This window comes from Actinoallomurus sp. NPDC050550 (assembly GCF_040655075.1).
Lineage (GTDB): Bacteria > Actinomycetota > Actinomycetes > Streptosporangiales > Streptosporangiaceae > Actinoallomurus.
The window spans coordinates 1-18,156 of the sequence record NZ_JBFAJC010000041.1 but is presented as its reverse complement, the minus strand read 5'-3'; the positions used below and the strand labels follow the sequence as shown (position 1 = coordinate 18,156).

15 protein-coding genes are annotated in these 18,156 nt (G+C 73.5%); 5 read left to right on the top strand and 10 right to left on the bottom strand.

The annotated features are described in order from the left end of the window. Positions 1-5 precede the first annotated feature (5 nt). From AB0I04_RS38960 to AB0I04_RS38950, 3 genes are all read right to left on the bottom strand, one after another. Positions 6-485, bottom strand: coding sequence for a hypothetical protein (locus AB0I04_RS38960; RefSeq protein ID WP_360896712.1), 480 nt, complete (start codon positions 483-485; stop codon positions 6-8). Between the two features lie 113 nt (positions 486-598). Further along, on the bottom strand, positions 599-3,256 hold the full coding sequence (locus AB0I04_RS38955; RefSeq protein ID WP_360896709.1) for a LuxR C-terminal-related transcriptional regulator: 2,658 nt from the start codon (positions 3,254-3,256) through the stop codon (positions 599-601). 152 nt (positions 3,257-3,408) lie between these two features. Then, entirely contained in the window at positions 3,409-6,039 is a 2,631-nt protein-coding gene (locus AB0I04_RS38950) for a LuxR C-terminal-related transcriptional regulator (RefSeq protein WP_360896706.1), read from the bottom strand. A 179-nt stretch (positions 6,040-6,218) separates the two neighbouring features. On the opposite strand from AB0I04_RS38950, the gene AB0I04_RS38945 reads away from it, so the two are divergent. The 3 genes from AB0I04_RS38945 to AB0I04_RS38935 all read left to right on the top strand — a co-directional run bounded on the left by AB0I04_RS38945 (position 6,219) and on the right by AB0I04_RS38935 (position 9,846). After that, positions 6,219-7,496 (top strand): FAD-dependent oxidoreductase, encoded by a 1,278-nt coding sequence (locus AB0I04_RS38945; protein ID WP_360896704.1) that lies wholly within the window; start codon positions 6,219-6,221, stop codon positions 7,494-7,496. 54 nt (positions 7,497-7,550) lie between these two features. After that, complete coding sequence (locus AB0I04_RS38940) at positions 7,551-8,666, top strand: PP2C family protein-serine/threonine phosphatase (RefSeq protein ID WP_360896701.1); 1,116 nt, start codon at positions 7,551-7,553, stop codon at positions 8,664-8,666. 175 nt (positions 8,667-8,841) lie between these two features. Further along, entirely contained in the window at positions 8,842-9,846 is a 1,005-nt protein-coding gene (locus AB0I04_RS38935) for a cation diffusion facilitator family transporter (RefSeq protein ID WP_360896698.1), read from the top strand. Positions 9,847-9,917: 71 nt separating this feature from the next. Here AB0I04_RS38935 and paaE read toward each other — a convergent pair whose 3' ends face one another. From paaE to paaZ, 6 genes are read right to left on the bottom strand one after another with little or no spacing between them, the layout of a single operon-like run. Further along, complete coding sequence (gene paaE / locus AB0I04_RS38930) at positions 9,918-11,006, bottom strand: 1,2-phenylacetyl-CoA epoxidase subunit PaaE (protein ID WP_360896695.1); 1,089 nt, start codon at positions 11,004-11,006, stop codon at positions 9,918-9,920. 1 nt (position 11,007) lies between these two features. After that, positions 11,008-11,511, bottom strand: coding sequence for a 1,2-phenylacetyl-CoA epoxidase subunit PaaD (gene paaD, locus AB0I04_RS38925; RefSeq protein WP_360896692.1), 504 nt, complete (start codon positions 11,509-11,511; stop codon positions 11,008-11,010). Continuing rightward, a complete protein-coding gene (paaC, locus tag AB0I04_RS38920) occupies positions 11,505-12,374 on the bottom strand; it encodes a 1,2-phenylacetyl-CoA epoxidase subunit PaaC (protein WP_360896690.1) in 870 nt (289 codons plus the stop codon). The genes paaD and paaC overlap by 7 nt, the downstream gene beginning before the upstream one ends. A gap of 7 nt (positions 12,375-12,381) precedes the next feature. Next, on the bottom strand, positions 12,382-12,681 hold the full coding sequence (paaB, locus tag AB0I04_RS38915) for a 1,2-phenylacetyl-CoA epoxidase subunit PaaB (protein ID WP_360896688.1): 300 nt from the start codon (positions 12,679-12,681) through the stop codon (positions 12,382-12,384). Then, the gene (gene paaA / locus AB0I04_RS38910; protein WP_360896686.1) at positions 12,678-13,616 is read right to left on the bottom strand and encodes a 1,2-phenylacetyl-CoA epoxidase subunit PaaA; all 939 of its coding nucleotides are present in this window, start codon (positions 13,614-13,616) and stop codon (positions 12,678-12,680) included. The genes paaB and paaA overlap by 4 nt, the downstream gene beginning before the upstream one ends. Continuing rightward, a complete protein-coding gene (gene paaZ, locus AB0I04_RS38905) occupies positions 13,613-15,649 on the bottom strand; it encodes a phenylacetic acid degradation bifunctional protein PaaZ (RefSeq protein ID WP_360896683.1) in 2,037 nt (678 codons plus the stop codon). The genes paaA and paaZ overlap by 4 nt, the downstream gene beginning before the upstream one ends. Positions 15,650-15,721: 72 nt before the next feature. On the opposite strand from paaZ, the gene AB0I04_RS38900 reads away from it, so the two are divergent. Continuing rightward, a complete protein-coding gene (locus tag AB0I04_RS38900) occupies positions 15,722-16,354 on the top strand; it encodes a TetR/AcrR family transcriptional regulator (protein WP_360896680.1) in 633 nt (210 codons plus the stop codon). Between the two features lie 21 nt (positions 16,355-16,375). On the opposite strand, the gene AB0I04_RS38895 is transcribed toward AB0I04_RS38900, so the two are convergent. Continuing rightward, positions 16,376-16,954 (bottom strand): TetR family transcriptional regulator, encoded by a 579-nt coding sequence (locus AB0I04_RS38895; protein ID WP_360896677.1) that lies wholly within the window; start codon positions 16,952-16,954, stop codon positions 16,376-16,378. 148 nt (positions 16,955-17,102) lie between these two features. On the opposite strand from AB0I04_RS38895, the gene AB0I04_RS38890 reads away from it, so the two are divergent. After that, positions 17,103-18,044 carry an SDR family NAD(P)-dependent oxidoreductase gene (locus AB0I04_RS38890; protein WP_360896675.1) on the top strand — a complete coding sequence of 314 codons (942 nt, stop codon included), beginning with the start codon at positions 17,103-17,105 and terminating at the stop codon, positions 18,042-18,044. The last annotated feature ends 112 nt before the right edge of the window (positions 18,045-18,156 follow it).

Sequence of the window (18,156 nt, the reverse complement as noted above, 5' to 3'; positions counted from 1 at the left end):
GCGGATCAGATGTTGTGGTAGAAGTCGCCGCCGGCGGAGGCGAAGTAGATCTCGGCGCTGCTGGCCGTCCAGAAGAGCATCGAGATGCCGACGCCCCACGCGATCCCGTCGTGGTTGACGTCCCAGGTGTTGAAGGCGTCCAGGCCCGCGGAGTGGCCGCCGCTGATGCTCAGCCCGTCGCGGTGCAGGATCCGGTTCGGGCCGTCCCAGACGTCGACGGCCTGCAGGGCGCCGAACTGATCGGTGACGTTGAACAGGACCATGACCCGGCCGAGGGTCGCGCGCCGGTCCTCGACGATGACCGGTGTCGGGATCGCCACGTGGAACCAGTTGGTCCCGGGCTTGAGGTAGTAGTGCGCTCCGAACCCCTCGCGCAGGCCGTTGACGTCCACGAACGGCTGGTTTCTCGGATCGAGGATCCCCGTGCCCATGTTCTGGGCGACGAAGGAGTACCCCGGCACCCATGACGCGTACAGCTTGGCCATCGCTGCCCCTTCCCCGTCTCGCCGCCGGACGCCCGGCGGCTGATGGCCACGCTAAAAACGCGGGGCGGCCGGAGCATGAGTAGGCCCTACTCAAACCGGAGCATGAGTAGGCCCTACTCGAAGTCGAGGGCGCCGAGCAGGTCGGCGAGGGCGGCGCGGTCGCCGACGCCGAGCCGGCCGTAGACCCCGACCAGGTGGTTCGCGACCGTGCGGGTCGACAGCACCAGGCGGTCGGCGATCTCCCGGTTGCTCAGTCCGGCCGCCGCAAGGCGGGCGATCTCCCGTTGCCGCGCGGTGAGCCGGGGCGCCGTCAGGCCGCGCAGCGCTGGGGTGCGGGCCCCCTGACAGCTCCGGGCGAGAGCCCAGGCCCGCGAGGCGGCGAAGACACCGGCCCGGTCGCCCGGGGCGTACGCGGCGGCGGCATGGGCGGCGGCCTCGGCGGCGTGCAGGAGCATGCCCATCCGCTCGAAGGCGCGGGAGACGGCGTCGAGTTCCGCGCCGTTCGCGGCGACGACGGCGGCCGCGTGGCGGGTGCACACGGCGGCGAGCGGGCCGTCGACGGTCGCGCACAGCCGGGCCAGGTCATCGGCGACGAGAGGAGCCGCGCCGAGCCGTACGGCGTCGTGCAGCGCGAACATCCGGTAGCAGCGCAGCCCGTGGGTCTCGGCGGTGTCGGCGGCGGCCAGGGCGGCGGACACGGCCGCGCCGAGGTCGCCGCCGGCGGCGTGCACCCACGCGCGGGCGAGCACGGCGGGAAAGTCGATGGGCACGAACGTCTTGAGCGATCGCCGCTCGGCGGCGGCGAGGGCCGTCCGGGCGGTTGCGACGTCGCCGAGCAGCGCGGAGGCGTGCGCGAGCTCCCCGAGGCACAGCCCGGCGAACCCCGTACGTTGCTGACCGAGCTGGGAGATGCCATCGCGGCTGGAGCGGATGGCGTCGGCGGGTCGGCCCGCCAGGACCTGGATCTGGGCGCGGTGGCCGTCGAAGCCGGCCATGCCGAGCCGCCAGGGCGACTCTTCCCGCATGAGCCGCCGGGTCAGACCGGTGACCTCGTCGGCGGCGGCGAGATCGCCCTCGAACAGGTGGGAGAGCAGGCGGACGCACTGCAGGCTCCAGAACGCGTCGGGCGCGTCGTCGCGCCAGCGTTCGACCTCCCGCAGCGTCGCGTCGGCGACCGCCCGCGCACGCCCGGGGTGCCCGCCGTGTGCGAGCCGGAGACCCTCGACGACCGAGGCCTGGGCGAAGCTCGCGGGGGTCATCGTGCCGCCGAGCCGGTGCGCCCGCGCCAGCTGGCGGTCGGCGGCCAGGGGATGCCCGGCGAAGAAGTGGACGAAGGCGCTGAGCACGAGGAGATCCTGGTGGATCACCGGGTCGGTGACGGCGGAGACGGCCTCGTCGACGACCCGCTGCGCGTCGGCGTCGTCACCGACGCTCCACGCGAGTCCGAGAACGCGGGTCCGCGCGTAGACGGAGCGCTCCTGGTCGGTGGCCGGCGTTCCCATGAAGCGGCGCAGGGTCTCCTCAGCCTCCTCCGGCCGGTCGTCGAAGAAGAGGGTGTAGGCCAGCGACAGGGCGGCGGCCGGCCCGCCGCCCGCTTCGACCGCCGCCCGGCCGAGCCGCTGCGCGAGCGCGATGTCGAAGACCGACATCGCCAGGCGGGACGCCGCGATGAGCGGGAGGGGCTGCCGGGCGGTGCCGCTGTCCAGCCGCCAGACCGCCACCCTGAGGGCGTCCTCACGCCGCCGCGACCCGGTCGCCTCCACAGCGTCGGCGAGCCGGGCGAGCAGCTCGCGGACCCGGCCGGAGTCCGCACGGGCGCGGACGACCTCCCCGTACAGCGGATGCGCCGGGCGCACCTGAAGCCGACGCCCGTCGCGGAACGTCGTGATCAGCTGCCGTGCCTCGCACCGCTCGACGGCCACCGCGCCCGTGAGCCGGATGAGGACGTCCGCGCCCAGGGGCTCGCCGAGCGTGGCGAACTCCAGGGCCCGGCGCTCGTCCTCGTCGACGTCGCCAATGCGGGCCTCGACTAGGTCGCGGAGCCGCGGGGTCAGGGACAGGTCGCCGTGCCAGCGCCACAGCCCGCCGGTCTCCTCGAGGGCCCCGGCCGTACGGCCGGCCAGCACCATCTCCCGCAGGTACAGCAGGTTGCCCTGCGTGACCCGCCACAGCCGCCGCAGGGTCGCCGACTCGACCTGCCCGCCGAGCACCTGGGCCAGGAGGCGGCCGGTCTCCTCGATCGGCAACGGCTCGAGTTCGAGGCGCCGGACCAGGCCGTCCTTCCACAGCGCGACGATGGGATCGGGCGCGGGCTCGCCGCCGCGGACGGTGGCCAGCACGCGGGCCCTGCGGTGCAGCACCATCTGGTGGATGAGCGCCGCCGAGGCGGCGTCGAGCAGGTGCGCGTCGTCGACCGTCAGGAGGAGGACGTCACCGGCCGGCGGACGCAGCGCCTCGGCGGCCCAGCGGAGCGGATTGACGCCGGCGGCGGCCGGGAACCGCTCCGGCAGCATGTGGGCGAACGCGCCGAAGGGGAGGTCGGCGGCCGCGGCCGTGCCGCGGACCGGCGCCACCCTGAAGCCCTCCAGCCCGGCGACGGCCTGCGCGGCCAGCCTGCTCTTGCCCGCTCCGGCGGGACCGGCCACCACGACCCCGCCGCGGGTCCGGTCACCGACGATGGAGCGCACCGCGTCGAGCTGCGCCGTACGGCCGACGAACGGCCAGCGCAGCGGCGGCGTGCCCGTTTCGTGGCGAGCTCTCGGCGGTGTCATCTGGTCACGCTTTCCCGGTCGATGAACGGTCGGCGCGGTGTGTCCGCTTCGTGGCGAGCTCTCGGCGGTGTCATCTGGTCACGCTTTCCCGGCCGACGGACGGTCGGCGCGGTGTGCCTGCTTCGTGGCGAGCCCCCGGCCGTGTCATCCGGTCACGCCTTCACGGTCGACGGGTGAGCGGGCGGACCGAACAGGTCGGCGAGCTCGGCGCGATCGCCGACGCCGAGGCGTTCGTACGCGTGGAGCAGGTGGTTCTCGACCGTGCGCACCGAGAGCCCGAGGCGCTCGGCGATCTCGCGGTTGCTCGAGCCGGCGACGACGAGGTGGATGATCTGCCGCTGCCGGGGTGTGAGCTCGGGCGTGGCCATCGTGGCCAGGGCGGGGGTGCGGGCGCCGTGACACCGGCGGGCCGTGGTCCACGCCCGGGCGCTCGCCATGCGGGCGGCCCGGACGCGACCCGCGGACTCGTGCGCCGTCGCGGCCTGGGCCGCCGCCTCCGCGGCGTACAAGGTCATGCCGAGGCGCTCGTACTCCGCCGATACGGCGTCCAGGCCGGCACCGTCGCCCGTCAGGGCGGCGTGGCGCGCGAACAGCGGCGCGAGGGCCCCGTCCGCCTGCCCCGCCACTGCGGCGAGCCGGTCGGCGGCACGGTCGGCCGCTCCCAGGCGTACGACATCGTGCAGCGCGAACATCTCGAACGCCGTCAGACCGAGCGACCGCGCCCGGGCCGCACCGTACAGGGCCACCTCGACGGCCTGGCCGACGTCGCCCCGGGCGGCCGGGATCCAGGGGCGGGCCAGCACCGCCGGGAAGTCCGGGGCGAGGTACGTCGGCAGGGTGCGCCGTTCCGCCTCCGCCAGGGCCTCCTCGGCGGCGGGGACGTCGCCCGCGAGGGCCGTGGCGTGGGCGAGCTCGCCGAAGCACAGCCCGGCGAACCCGGCCGGCGCGTCGCCGAACCGGGCGACGGCGTCGCGGCACCAGCGGGCCGCCGCGCCGACGTCGCCGCGCATGCGGCTGATCTGCCCGCGGAGGGCGGCGAGGACGGTGACGCCCATGTTCCAGGTGCCGGGCTCGCCGAGTTCGCGGTACGCGGCGTCGGCCAGTGCCTCGGCCCCGGCGAGGTCGCCGGCGAAGATCTTGGCCATGAGGCGGGCCAGACCGAGCTCGGCGAGGGCGCCGGGAACCTCGTCCCGCCAGCCCCGGGCCGTCGCGAACGCCGCGTCCACGACGGCCGCCGTGCGATCCGTACGCCCGGTGAAGGCGAACGCCTGGCCCTCGACGGCGGCCAGTTGAGCCGCCACACCGGCGGCCGGCGGGCCGATCGCGCGGACCCGGTCCACGAGGGCCAGGGACTCGTCGACCCGCGCGGCGAGGACGTGACAGGACGCCTTCACCGTGAGGACCTCCTGGCGCCACCGCGGGTCCCCGATCGCCGCCTCGGCGGCGTCCAGAACTCGGTGCGCCTCGGCGGAGCGCCCGAGGCCCCCGTGGAGGGTACGGGCGCGAGCGGCCGCGACGAGCGCGCGCTCACGGTCGGTGCTCGCCGCGCCTGCCGCCCGGCGCAGCGCAGCCTCGGACTCGGCGGGCCGGTCGGCGAGGTGCAGGACGGCGCCCAGGGCGATCGCCGCGTCCATGCCGCCGCCCGCTTCCAGGGCCGCCCGCCCGAGCCGTACGGCCAGGTCCACGTCGTGCGCCGCCCAGGCCAGGCGGCAGGCCGCGACCATGGGCGCGGGGTCGGTGACGCTGTCACTGTGCAGCCGCCAGACCGCGACGCGCAGCACGTCGTCGCGCCGGCGCAGCCCCGTGGCGTCGGTGGCCTCCGCCAGCCGCCGCAACCGGCTCCGGGCGCGTAACCTCCCGGTCCGCCCGCGGATCACCTCGCCGTACAGCGGGTGCGCCAGCCGCGCCAGCCTCCGGCGGCGGTCGACGACCACCGTCACGATCTGCCGGTCGACGACGCGCCCCACCGCGTCCGGGGACGTCAGCCCGGCGACGAGGTCGACGCCGATCGGCTCGCCGAACGCCACGAACTCGAGGGCCTCGCGCTCCTCCTCGTCGACCTCGCCGATCCGGCCGCCGATCAGCTCGTACAGCCGCGGCACGGCGGGCAGGTCGCCGGTCTGCCGCCATACCCCACGGCTCTCGGTCAGGGCTCCGGCGAGGATCAGCTCGCGCAGGAACAGCGGGTTGCCCTCGGTGATCCGCCATAGGCGCCGTGCGGTCGCCGCCTCGACCTGGCCGCGGACCGAGTCCGCCAGCATCCGCGCCGTATCCGCCTCCGACAGCGGCCCGAGCTCCACCCGCGGCACGAGGCCGTCCTGCCAGAGCCGCCGCACATGGGCGGGGACCTCCTCGCCGGTGCGGATGGTGGCGAGGAGCCGCGCACCGCCCCGGGCGACGACGTCGCGGACGAGCGCCGCCGACGCCGGGTCGAGCCAGTGCGCGTCGTCGACGGCTACGACCAGCGTGCCCCGCCCGCGCCGGGCGAGCAGCGCGTCGGCCGCCCAGCCCGGACCGTCGGGACGATCCCCGGAGACGGGACCAGCGGGCAGCAGGTGCGCGAACGATCCATAGGGAAGGGCCGAGGCGGCCAGCGTCGCCTGCGCCCGCACCACCGTGAACCGCGCCGGATCGAGCGCGGCGATCACCTCCGCGGCCAGCCGCGTCTTTCCCACCCCGGGCGCGCCGGCGACGACGACCCCGCGGGCCGACGCGCCGGTCAGCAGCGATCGCACCCTGCCGAGCTGCGCCCCACGGCCGACCAACGGCGAGGGGGACCACATGAACGCATCGTACGGATCTCATCTCATTGCGTGACAGCACGTGTCCTTATCCGGCCACCCGCCCGGCCCTCCCAGCACACGCCCGTACGAGCACGGGCCGAGCGCGGCGGTGCCGGTTGCCCGTCGTGACATGCGGGTAGGGGCCACAGCGGTGCTTCCCTCGATTACAGGAGGCCGCGATGCCGGACGTTCGGACCACGACCTGCGCGATCGCGGGCGGCGGCCCCGCCGGGATCATGCTGGGTCTCCTGCTCGCCCGTGCCGGGGTGCGGACGACGGTTCTGGAGAAGCACGGGGACTTCCTGCGCGACTTCCGGGGCGACACCGTCCACCCCTCCACGCTGCGGCTGATGGACGAGCTCGGCCTGGTCGGCGAGCTCGAGCGCCTGCCGCACCAGAAGCTGACGACCTTGCGGATCGGGACGCGGACCCGGCCGCTGGTCGAGGCCGACCTGACGCGGTTCAGCCGGTGGAAGTACCGTCACATCGCGATGATCCCGCAGTGGGACTTCCTGACCCTGCTGGCCGACCACGCACAGCGTTATCCGGCGTTCCGGCTGCTGATGGAGGCCGAGGTCCTCGGCCCGATCGAGGAGGACGGCGCGGTGCGGGGGCTGCGGTACCGCGACGCCTCCGGCGAGCACGACCTGCGGGCCGTGCTCACGGTGGCGGCGGACGGCCGCCGGTCCGATCTGCGCCGCGCCGCCGACATGGTCCCCACCGAACTCGGCGCGCCGATGGACGTCCTGTGGCTGCGGATCTCCCGCCGGCCCGGCGACCCGAACGGTCTCGGCGGCGTCATCGGCCAGGGCGAGATGGCGGCGATGATCGATCGCGGCGACTACTGGCAGATCGCCTTCCTCATCCCCAAGGGGTCGTACGAGCAGGTCCGGGCCAGGGGGCTCGGGGACCTGCGGGACCGGCTCGCCGAGCTGATGCCGACCCTGGCCGACCGGGTCGGCGAGATCGACGACTGGGACAAGGTGGCCTTCCTCGAAGTCGGCCTGAACCGGCTCCGCCGCTGGGATCGGCCGGGCCTGCTCGCCATCGGGGACGCCGCCCACACGATGTCGCCGATCGGCGGTGTCGGCATCAACCTGGCCGTGCAGGACGCCGTGGCAACGTCCAACCTGCTGGCCGAGCCGCTGTACCGCGCCCAGTCCGACCCCGCGAGGTTCGACCGGACGCTCAACCCGGCTCTGGTGCGCCGCGTCCAGCGGCGCCGGGCCGTGCCGACGATCGGCACCCAGACGGTGCAACAGGTCATCCAGCGTTCCGTCGTCGACCGGGCGCTGGCGAACACCGAGCCGCGCGTGCCCCGGATCCTGGAAACCCAGAGCGGCCGGCGGCTGCTGTCGCAGGCCCTGGCCCGGATCATGGTGTACGGCCTGCTGCCCGAGCACGTCCGTACCCCGGAGCGGCGCGTGACCGAGACACCCGCCGCCGCCCGTACGTAGCGCCGCCGGACCCGGCCGAGGTGAGGGCCGCTGACCAGCGGGTACGCAGGGATCGTGCGACGGTTCGGGGATGACCGTTCGGCCCGGTCACGATCATGGTTGCGGGGCCAGGCGCTGGTGGCGCTCCCACTGGTGCTGATCTTGGTGATCGCAGTGATCGACGTCCTCAACGGGCCACGGATCCACCTGGGGCCGCTGCTGATCGTGGCACCGGCGATCACGGCGTCCTTCGCCGGTCCGAGGGCGGTCGCGCTGATCGGCGCGGTGGCCGTCGCCGCCGAGGTGCTCGTCGGAGCGTCCGACGAGTGGCGCGGGGTCACGGAGTACGAGACGCAGCTCTCCTCACTGGTCGTGATCTCGACGCTGATCGTGTTCTTCACCGCCGTACGGCAGCGGCACCAACGTGAGCTGAAGGCGGCCCGCTCGGTCGCCGAGACGGCGCAGCGGGCGCTGATCCGCCCCCTTCCGGAACGGATCGGGCCGCTGCGCATCGCGTCGTTCTACCTGACCGCCGAGCAGGAGGCGAGAATCGGCGGCGACCTGTACGGTGCGGTGCGCATCGCCGGGGGCACCCGGCTGATCATCGGTGACGTCCGGGGGAAGGGCCTGGCCGCCATCGACGCGTCCGCCCTGGTGGTCGGGGCGTTCCGGGCCGCCGCGCACCAGCGTTCCGCGCTTCCCGACCTGCTGTCCTTCCTGGACGGCGCGGCCGAGGTGGAGGCCGCCCGGGTGCTCGGCGACGGGCCGGACTCGGGGGAGGGCTTCGTCACGGCCGCCGTGGTGGACATCTTCGATGAGGAGCCGCACGTGTGCATCCTCAACCGGGGGCACCCGTCACCGCTGTTGCTGACGGGCGGGGGTGTCACGGAACTGCGGGCGACCCGGCCGGCGCCGCCGCTCGGCCTGGGAGACCTGTACCCGGCCGACGCCCACGTCGACATCTTCCCGTTCCAGCCCGATGACCTCCTGCTCCTCTACACCGACGGAGTGATCGATGCCCGCGACGCCGTCGGCGCGTTCTACCCCCTCGGCGAGCGTCTGCTCGCCTGGGCGGAGTACGACCCCGCGCATCTCGTCGAGCGCCTGCACGAGGACCTGCGCGCGTACGCCGAGGGACGCCTGGACGACGACGTCGCAGTGATCGCCATCAAGCGGATCTCCGCCCGGTAGCGCTGTGTCCCGAGCTGCGCGCCCACCGAGTCGTCCAGGCACGCCGGTCCGGGCGGATGGCGTGTTACCGGCTCGCGGACGCGCACGTGCGTATGCTGCTGGACGTCGCGCTCACCCACATCGGCCACGCCCCGGCCGCCCATCCCGAACACCACCAGACCGAGGAAGACGTGACATGACGGCCCACGACGCGCACGACGACGGTCCCGGGCACGCCGCTCACGGTCACGAGGGGCACGCCCACGGCGTCAGCGAGAACGCCGACTCACGGTGGCTGAGCGGTGCGCTCGGCGTGATCGTCGCCTACATGGCGGGCGAGGTGGTCGTCGGTGTGCTGGCGCACTCCCTGGCGCTGATCTCCGACGCGGCGCACATGCTCACCGACGCCGCCTCCATCGTGCTGGCGCTGATGACCATGCGGCTGGCCGCCAAACCGCCCACGGGCGGATACACCTACGGTCTCAAGCGGGCCGAGATCCTGTCCGCCCAGGCCAACGGGCTGTCGCTGTTGCTGCTGTCCGCCTGGCTCGCGTTCGAGGCGGTCCGCCGGCTGATCAGCCCGCCGCAGGTCACGGGCGGGTTGGTGCTGGCCACCGCGCTCGTCGGCATCGTCGTCAACGTCGCCGCCGCCTGGATGATCTCCAAGGCCAACCGCACCAGTCTCAACGTCGAAGGCGCGTTCCGGCACATCCTCACCGACCTGTACGCCTTCATCGCCACGGCCGTCGCCGGTCTGGTCATGACGCTCACCGGATTCGCCCGCGCGGACGCGATCGCATCCCTGGTCGTGGTCGTCCTGATGGTCAGGGCCGGGGTCGGGCTGGTCCGCGAGTCCGGGCGGATCTTCCTCGAGGCGGCCCCCGCGGGCGTCTCCCCGGAACAGGTGGGCAAGGTGCTGGCCGCCCGGCCCTGCGTCACCGAGGTGCACGACCTGCACATCTGGCAGATCACCTCGGGCATGCCCGCGGCGTCCGCGCACATCCTGGTCGCGCCGGGGGAGGACTGCCACGCCGTGCGCGCCGACCTCGAGGCGGTGCTGGCGAAGTCGTACCAGATCACCCACACGACGCTCCAGGTCGATCACAACTCCGACCCGCTGCTGTCGATCGGCTCGCGGCCGGACGAGCACTGCGAGGAGTCCCACGGCCCCGTCCACCGCTTTGAGCCGCCCGAAGCCTAGGCGCCGCTGTCGGGGCCGACCCTCTCAGACCGAAGACCGGGCATGGCGGTCGAGCGCGCTCGGACCGAAGACTAGGCGTCGTAGTCGAGGCCGACGTGCTCGGAGAGCGGCGTGGACTGGCAGGTGAGCACGAAGCCGACGTCGACCTCGGACTCCTCCAGGGCGAAGTTGCGCCGCATATGGACCTTGCCGTCGGTCACCCTGGCCCGGCAGGTGCCGCAGACGCCGCCCTTGCAGGCGAACGGCAGGTCGGGCCGGACCCGCTGCATCGCGTCCAGCAGCGGCGTGTCGCGCCGCACGGCCGCCGTGGTCGAGCGGCCGTCGAGGAGCAGCGTCACCTCGCTGGTCGCGCCGCCGGGCAGTGCCTCCTCGTGGCGGACCGGGGCGGGCGGGACGTCGTCGACGAAGAACAGCTCCCGGTGCACCCGCTCCGCCGGGACACCCGTCCGGTCGAGCACGGACCGCAGGCTCTCGACCATGGCGTACGGCCCGCAGAGCCACCAGTGCGCCACGTCCCGAGCGGGCGGGAGCAGCGCGAACAGCGCGGTGAACTTCGCCGCGTCCAGCCGCCCGGTGAACAGCTCGGTCTCGAGGGGCTCGCGGGACAGGACGTGGAAGAGTTCGAGGCGGTCGAGGTACCGGTCCTTCAGGTCCGCGAGCTCGTCGGTGAACATCACGGTGCCGGCCCGCCGGTTGGCGTACAGCAGGGTGACCGTGGCCGCCGGGTCGCGCAGGAGGGTGGCGGCGATCGACAGGATCGGCGTGATCCCGGACCCGGCCGCGACGAACACGTGGTGTCCCGCCGTGTCGTCGCCGGGGGTGAACCCGCCGGTGGGCGGGCCGACCTCGATCTCGTCGCCGGGGCGCACGTCCCGTACGAGCCAGGTCGAGAAGAGCCCGTCGGGCACCTCTCGTACGCCGACGCGGGGGGCGGCGCCCTCCGCCGCGCAGATGGAGTACGACCGGCGCTCTTCCCGGCCGCCGACGGTACGGCGCAGCGTCAGCGACTGGCCCGCGCGGAAGGCGTAGACGCCTTCGAGCTCCGGCGGGACGTCGAACGTCACCGCCACCGCGTCGGCGCAGAGCCGCTCCACCGAGGCGACCGTCAGGCGGTGGAAGCCGCCGCGCGCCCGCGCCGGCACCGGTGTGCTCACGGTCACCTCAGATCTCCTTCACGTGCTCGAAGGGTTCGCGGCAGGACCGGCACCGGCGCAGCGCCCGGCAGGCGGTCGGGCCGAACGCGGAGGTCTCCTCGGTGTCGGCGGAACCGCAGTGCGGGCACCGGATCGTGCGCACGGTCGGGCCGAGGGCGAGCGGGATCGGTCCCTCCGCGCGCCGCGGCGCGGCGCCGGGAGGGGCGATGCCCGCCTCCGCGAGTCTGCGGCGACCCTCCGCGCTGATCCAGTCGGTGGTCCACGGTGGGTGCAGCGTGGTGCGCACGTCGACCTCGTCGTACCCGGCCGCGCGCAGCGCGCGGATCAGGTCGGCGCGCATGGCGTCCATCGCGGGGCACCCGGAGTACGTCGGCGTGATGGTCACGACGACGCGGCCGTCCTCCTCGGAGACGTCGCGCAGCACGCCGAGGTCGGCGAGCGTGAGCATGGGCAGCTCCGGGTCGGTGACCGTCTCGGCCACCGCCCGCGCGTCCGTCGTCACGGTCACCATGTCGCCTCCGGGTGGGCGCGGGCCACGCTCTGCAGCTCGGCGAGCAGCGGCCCGAGGGCGTCGGTGTGCCGGCCCCGCCGCCCGTCCGGGTCCGACGGGACGTCGGCGGGACGGTGGAGGGTCGCCGCCGTGAGCACCTGGTCCAGGACGGCGTCGAACTCCGCGCGCAGGCCGGCCGGGTCCGCCGCGACGCCGGACCGGGTCAGGCGCTCCTCGACCTCGTGCGCGGTGAACAGCTCGCCGACCAGCGGCCAGATCCTCTCGAACCCGTCCCGCATCCGCCGGTGCGACTCGTCGGTGCCGTCGCCGAGGCGCACGGCCCACTGCGCGGCGTGGTCGCGGTGGTAGGCGACCTCCTTGACGCCTTTCGCGGCGATGGCCGCGAGCACGGGGTCGCGGGAGGGGATCAGGCGCTGCAGCAGGGCGAGCCGCCAGGTGGCGAAGACCAGGAGCCGGGCGATGAGATCGCCGAAGTCGCCGCGCGGGAGCTCCACGAGCCGTACGTTGGCGAACTCCTCCGCGTCGCGGAAGAAGGCGTAGTGGTCCTCGCCCCGGGCGGTGTCGGCGGCGTGGCCCGCGCGGGCGTACAGCAGCCGGGTCTGGCCGAGGAGGTCCAGCCCGATGTTGGCCAGCGCCACCTCCTCCTCCAGGTCGGGCGCGTTCGTGCACCACTCCTGCAGCCGGTGGGACATGATCAGCGCGTCGTCGCCGAGCATGAGGCAGTAGGCGGCCAGGTCGGCGCCGTCGACGTCCGGCGGCACCGTGGTGTCGACGCCGTTCAGCGGGTCGGCGAAGCCCGTGCCGAACGCCCAGCGGGCGTCGCCGTCCCCGGTCAGGGCCTCGTAGACGTTGTCGAAGGACACCGTGGCCTCACATGTGCGGAACGTCGTCGGGGATGTCGTAGAAGGTCGGGTGCCGGTAGACCTTGTCCGCCGACGGGGCGAAGAACGGGTCCTTCTCGTCCGGGCTGGACGCCGCGATGTGCGACGCCTTGACCACCCAGATGCTCACGCCCTCGTTGCGGCGGGTGTACAGGTCCCGCGCGTGGCGCAGCGCCATCTCGTCGTCGGGGGCGTGCAGCGACCCGACGTGCACGTGGTTCAGCCCGCGCTTCCCGCGCACGAACACCTCGTAGAGATGATCACTCCCTGTCTGATTGCGCTCGCTCATGAGCTCCTCCGCTTCGCGGCGTGGGCGGCGGCGGCCTCGCGGACCCACGCGCCCTCCTCGTGGGCGCGGCGGCGCCGGGCGACGCGCTCTTCGTTGCACGGGCCGTCGCCGCGCAGCACCCGCTTGAACTCGTCCCAGTCGATCGGGCCGAAGTCGTGGTGGCCGCGGTCGGCGTTCCACCGCAGGTCCGGGTCGGGGAGCGTGACGCCGAGCGCCTCGGCCTGCGGCACCGTCATGTCGACGAACCGCTGGCGCAGCTCGTCGTTGGTGTGCCGCTTGATCTTCCAGGCCATCGACTGCGCGGTGTTGGGCGAGTCGGTGTCGGGCGGGCCGAACATCATCAGGCTCGGCCACCACCAGCGGTCGACCGCGTCCCGCACCATCGCGCGCTGGGCGTCGGTGCCGCGCATCATCGTCATCAGCAGCTCGTAGCCCTGCCGCTGGTGGAACGACTCCTCCTTGCAGATGCGGATCATCGCCCGGGCGTACGGGCCGTACGAGCTGCGGCACAGCGGCACCTGGTTGCAGATCGCGGCGCCGTCGACCAGCCACCCGATCACGCCGACGTCGGCGTACGTCAGCGTCGGGTAGTTGAAGATCGAGGAGTACCTCTGCCGCCGCTCGATCAGCCGGGTGGTGAGGTCGGCCCGGTCGATGCCCAGGGTCTCGGTGGCGGAGTAGAGGTACAGTCCGTGGCCCGCCTCGTCCTGCACCTTGGCCAGCAGGATCGCCTTGCGCCGCAGCGACGGCGCGCGGGTGATCCAGTCGCCCTCGGGCTGCATGCCGATGATCTCCGAGTGCGCGTGCTGCGCGATCTGTCGGATCATCGTGGCCCGGTAGGCGTCCGGCATCCAGTCGCGGGGCTCGATCCGCTGGTCCCGCTCGATGGTGTGCTCGAAGTGCCGCTCCAGGCTCTCCTCGGCGACGGTGGTCATGAGGCCTGCTCCTTCGCGACGAGGGTGAGCACGTCGTACTTGGCCACCGACTCCCCGGTCTGGTTGGTGACGTCGGCGTCCCAGCGGACCTCGCCGTAGTCGGCGTTCGCACGCGGCGTGATCTGCTTGGCGGTCAGCGTCACAGTCAGCTCGTCGCCGGGCTTGACCGGGGTGAGGAACCGGAGGTTCTCCAGGCCGTAGTTGGCCAGGACGGGGCCCGGTTCGGGCGCGACGAACAGCCCGGCGGCCAGTGACACCACGAGGTAGCCGTGGGCGACGATCCCGCCGAACAGCGGGTTGGCCTTGGCGGCCTCCTCGTCGGTGTGGGCGTAGAACGTGTCGCCGGTGAACTCGGCGAAGTGGTCGATGTCGCCCCGGGTCACCGTACGGGGGCCGGCGGTGACCGCGTCGCCGACCCGCAGCTCGGCCAGGGATTTGCGGAACGGGTGCACGCCCTCCGTACGCCGCGGCGCGCCGGGGACCCAGCGGCCGGTCACGGCGCCGAGCGTCTCGGGGTCGGCCTGGACGGCGGTGCGCTGCATGTGGTGAAGCACGCCGCGCAGGCCGCCCATCTCCTCGCCGCCGCCCGCGCGCCCCGGGCCGCCGTGCACGAGGTTCGGCAGTGGCGAGCCGTGCCCGGTCGACTCCTTCGCGTCCTCCCGGTTCAGGACGAGCAGCCGCCCGTGCCAGGGCGCGAGGCCGAGCACGACCTCCCGGGCGAACCCGGTGTCGGTCGTGACGACGGACCCGGCGAGGCTGCCCCGCCCGCGCGCGGCGAGCTCGATGACCTGCTCCGTCGAGGTGTACGGCAGGAGCGTGGACACCGGCCCGAACGCCTCGACCTCGTGCGGCTCGGCGCGGTCGGGGTCGTCGCAGCGCAGCAGCATCGGGGAGACGAACGCGCCGCGGTCGGCGTCCGCGCCCACGACCTCGACGCGGTCGGGATCGCCGAAGATCAGGGTGGCCGCGCCGCGCAGCGCCTTGACCGCCCGGCGGACCTCCTCCCGCTGGTCGAGGCTGGCGAGGGCCCCCATCCGTACGTCCTCGCGGGACGGATCGCCGACGGTGACCTTGGCCAGCCGGTCGCACACCGCCGCCGCGACGTCGTCCATCAGCTCGGCCGGGACGAGGGCCCGCCGGATCGCGGTGCACTTCTGCCCGGCCTTGACGGTCATCTCGGCGACGAGCTGCTTGACGTACAGGTCGAACTCCGGCGTGCCCGGCCGGGCGTCCGGTCCGAGGATCGAGCAGTTCAGCGAGTCGGCCTCGGCGGTGAACCGCGCCGCCTCCCGGACGATTACCGGGTGGGAACGGAGCTTGCGCGCGGTGGCGGCCGAACCGGTGAAGGCGACCAGGTCCTGGCCGGTCACGTGGTCGAGCAGGTCACCGGGCGGGCCGCAGACGAGCTGGACCGTGCCCTCCGGCAGCAGACCGGAGTCGACGATCAGCCGGACCAGTCGCTCGGTGAGGTACGCGGTCTGCTCCGCGGGCTTGATCAGGCTCGGCATCCCGGCGAGGAACGCGGGGGCGAGCTTCTCCAGCGGCCCCCACACCGGGAAGTTGAAGGCGTTGATCTGGATCGCGACGCCGCGCAGCGGAGTGCAGACGTGCTGGCCGACGAACGTGCCGCCCTTGCCGAGCGGCTCGACCGGGCCGTCCACGTAGACCGTGTCGTTGGGCAGCTCGCGGCGGCCCCGGCTCGAGTACGCGAACAGCACGCCGATGCCGCCGTCGATGTCGAAGCGCGAGTCGCCGAGGGTCGCGCCCGTCCGGGCCGACAGCGCGTACAGCTCCTCGCGGTGCTCGCGCAGATGGGAGGCGAGGGCCTTCAGCAGGGCCGCGCGTTGGTGGAACGTCAGCTCGCGCAGCGCCGGCCCGCCGACCCGGCGGCCGTACTCCAGGGCGGCGGCCAGGTCGATCCCCGCCGTGGAGACGCGGGCGATCTCCTCGCCGGTCGCCGCGTCGTGCAGCGGAATGCCCTCGCCCGTCGGCGCCTGCCAGCGGCCGCCGACGTAGCTGTGCAGTGCGGTCATGGAGCCGGCCTCCAGGTGAGTCGGGCGACATTTACTGACCGAATGGTAGGTAATTCATGTTACCGTGCAGCCATGGCGGAGGGAAGGGGACGACAGGGTGACCGTACGGCGGTGTCCGGGCGGTCCCGGCGCGGCCGGCCCGGCCACGACCGGGAGTCCCTGCTGCGGATCGCCGTCGGCCTGTTCAACGAGCGCGGCTTCGACGGCACGAGCATGGACGACCTCGCCCGCGAGCTGGGCGTCACGAAGGCCGCGATCTACCACCACGTCTCCGGCAAGCAGGAGCTGCTGAGGCTGGCGGTGGACCGCGCCCTCGACGGCCTGTTCGCCCTCGTCGACGAGCTCGACACCGTGCCCGGCCGCGCGGTCGACCGCCTCGAGCACCTCGTCCGCGGCAGTGTGACGGTCCTCGTCGACCGGCTGCCGTACGTCACGCTGCTGCTCCGGGTGCGCGGCAACACGCCGGTCGAGCGGGACGCCCTCGAACGGCGGCGGGAGTTCGACCGCATCGTGGCGGGTCTCGTCGCCGAGGCCGTCGCCGACGGCGACCTGCGCGGCGATGTCGACCCGGCCACGACGGCCCGCCTGCTGTTCGGCATGGTCAACTCGCTGATCGAGTGGTACCGCCCGCACGGCCACATCGGCGGCCCCGACCTCGCCGACGCGGTCGCGACGGTCGCCTTCGACGGCCTGCGTACCACCTGAGCCGATGAGGTCGCGCCATGCTCACCCGGTGGGGCGGTAGCGGAGGCCGTCCATCAGGAGGTCGAGGGCGTTGCGGGCGCGGTCGTGCCGGTCCGGCTCGCGGGTGGCGAGGGACACTCCGCTGATGTTGGTGAGAACGGCCGTCGGGTCGACGTCCGAGCGCAGGGTCCCGGCGACGGCGCCTGCCTTGAGGAGCGTCTCGATCGCCGTCATCATCCGGGTGCGGCTCTCGGAGAACGGGTCCCCGCCTGAGGCGATGATGGCGTGCAATGCGTCGCTCATGTGGCGTTTGGTCGCCATGTAGTCGATGAAGCGGTCCATCCAGGCGCGCATCGCCTCGTCCGGCGGCGCGGTGCGGAGAAGGTCCGGTGCGGCGTCGCAGAGGCGTGCGAGCTCGTTCCGGTACGCCGCCTCGACCAGTGCCTCGCGCGTCGGGAAGTGGCGATACAGGGTGCCGATGCCGACGCCCGCGTCCTTGGCGATCGCGTCGAGTGTGGCATCCGTTCCCTCTTCGGCGAACGCTCGTACGGCGGCCTCGAGTAGGCGTTCGCGGTTGCGCCGGGCGTCGGCGCGAAGCGGGCGGGGACCGGTGTCCGGCATGGCTCCTCCTCGTCCGGGGTGACCAGCCGACTGTCCGGGTTCGGCGGGCGATTTGCAAAGCGGAGGAGGCTCCACATAATCTCCAACTATCGGAGGGTCCTCCGGTTTCAATTCTACCGGCGTATCACCAAGGGGAGACGGGACCGCCATGAGCAGCAGCACCCGCATCACCACACCGTTCACCGCCCAGTCCACGGCCACCGAGGTCGTGGCCGGCATCGACCTCACCGGCCGCCGCGTCATCGTGACCGGTGGCGCCTCGGGCATCGGCATCGAGACCGCCCGGGCCCTCGCCGGCGTCGGCGCGGAGGTGACCCTGGCCGTACGGAACGAAGAGGCGGGGCGGCGCACCGCCGAGGACATCATCGAGACCACCGGCAACAAGCAGGTGCTCGTCGCGCCGCTGGACCTGGCCGACCAGGCCTCCGTCGCCGCCTTCGTGGCCGCCTGGGACGGTCCGCTGCACATCCTCGTCAACAACGCGGGCGTGATGGCCTCGCCCGAGACGCGCACGCCGGAGGGCTGGGAGCTGCAGTTCGCGACCAACCACCTCGGCCACTTCGCGCTGGCCACCGGGCTGCACGGGGCGCTCGCCGGGGCGGACGGGGCCCGGGTCGTGTCGGTCAGCTCCAGCGCGCACCTGCGCTCACCGGTCGTCTTCGAGGACATCCACTTCCGGGAGCGCCCGTACGACCCGTGGGCCGCGTACGGGCAGTCGAAGACGGCCAACGTGCTGTTCGCCGTCGAGGCGACGAAGCGCTGGGCCGGCGACGGCATCACCGTCAACGCCCTGATGCCGGGCGGGATCCGCACCAACCTGCAGCGGTACATCACCGATGAGGACCTGGAGCGGCTGCGGGCCCAGTCCGGTGGTGGCGGCGCCGTCTGGAAGACGCCCGAGCAGGGGGCCGCCACCACCGTCCTCGTCGCGACGTCGCCGCTGCTCGACGGCGTCGGCGGCCGCTACTTCGAGGACTGCCAGGAGGCCGGGTCGAACCAGCCGGGCACCCGCACGGGCTTCGCGCCGTACGCCCTCGACCCCGAGGCGGCCGAGCGGCTCTGGCAGGTCTCGGTCGAGACTCTCGCTTGACGGGAGAGGCGGCCGACCCGTGGTCGGCCGTACGGCACGGTACCGGTACAGGCCCTGACCTTGGGTTTGAGCAGTGAAGTCGAGTTGGTGACCGGCGATTCCGGTCGCCACC

Bases quoted from the DNA above. Each gene is read 5' to 3' on its own strand.
- AB0I04_RS38960 (WP_360896712.1), bottom strand. From the start codon at position 485: ATGGCCAAGCTGTACGCGTCATGGGTGCCGGGGTACTCCTTCGTCGCC.
- AB0I04_RS38955 (WP_360896709.1), bottom strand. From the start codon at position 3,256: ATGACACCGCCGAGAGCTCGCCACGAAACGGGCACGCCGCCGCTGCGC.
- AB0I04_RS38950 (WP_360896706.1), bottom strand. From the start codon at position 6,039: ATGTGGTCCCCCTCGCCGTTGGTCGGCCGTGGGGCGCAGCTCGGCAGG.
- AB0I04_RS38945 (WP_360896704.1), top strand. From the start codon at position 6,219: ATGCCGGACGTTCGGACCACGACCTGCGCGATCGCGGGCGGCGGCCCC.
- AB0I04_RS38935 (WP_360896698.1), top strand. From the start codon at position 8,842: ATGACGGCCCACGACGCGCACGACGACGGTCCCGGGCACGCCGCTCAC.
- paaD (WP_360896692.1), bottom strand. From the start codon at position 11,511: ATGGTGACCGTGACGACGGACGCGCGGGCGGTGGCCGAGACGGTCACC.
- paaB (WP_360896688.1), bottom strand. From the start codon at position 12,681: ATGAGCGAGCGCAATCAGACAGGGAGTGATCATCTCTACGAGGTGTTC.
- paaA (WP_360896686.1), bottom strand. From the start codon at position 13,616: ATGACCACCGTCGCCGAGGAGAGCCTGGAGCGGCACTTCGAGCACACC.
- paaZ (WP_360896683.1), bottom strand. From the start codon at position 15,649: ATGACCGCACTGCACAGCTACGTCGGCGGCCGCTGGCAGGCGCCGACG.
- AB0I04_RS38900 (WP_360896680.1), top strand. From the start codon at position 15,722: ATGGCGGAGGGAAGGGGACGACAGGGTGACCGTACGGCGGTGTCCGGG.
- AB0I04_RS38895 (WP_360896677.1), bottom strand. From the start codon at position 16,954: ATGCCGGACACCGGTCCCCGCCCGCTTCGCGCCGACGCCCGGCGCAAC.
- AB0I04_RS38890 (WP_360896675.1), top strand. From the start codon at position 17,103: ATGAGCAGCAGCACCCGCATCACCACACCGTTCACCGCCCAGTCCACG.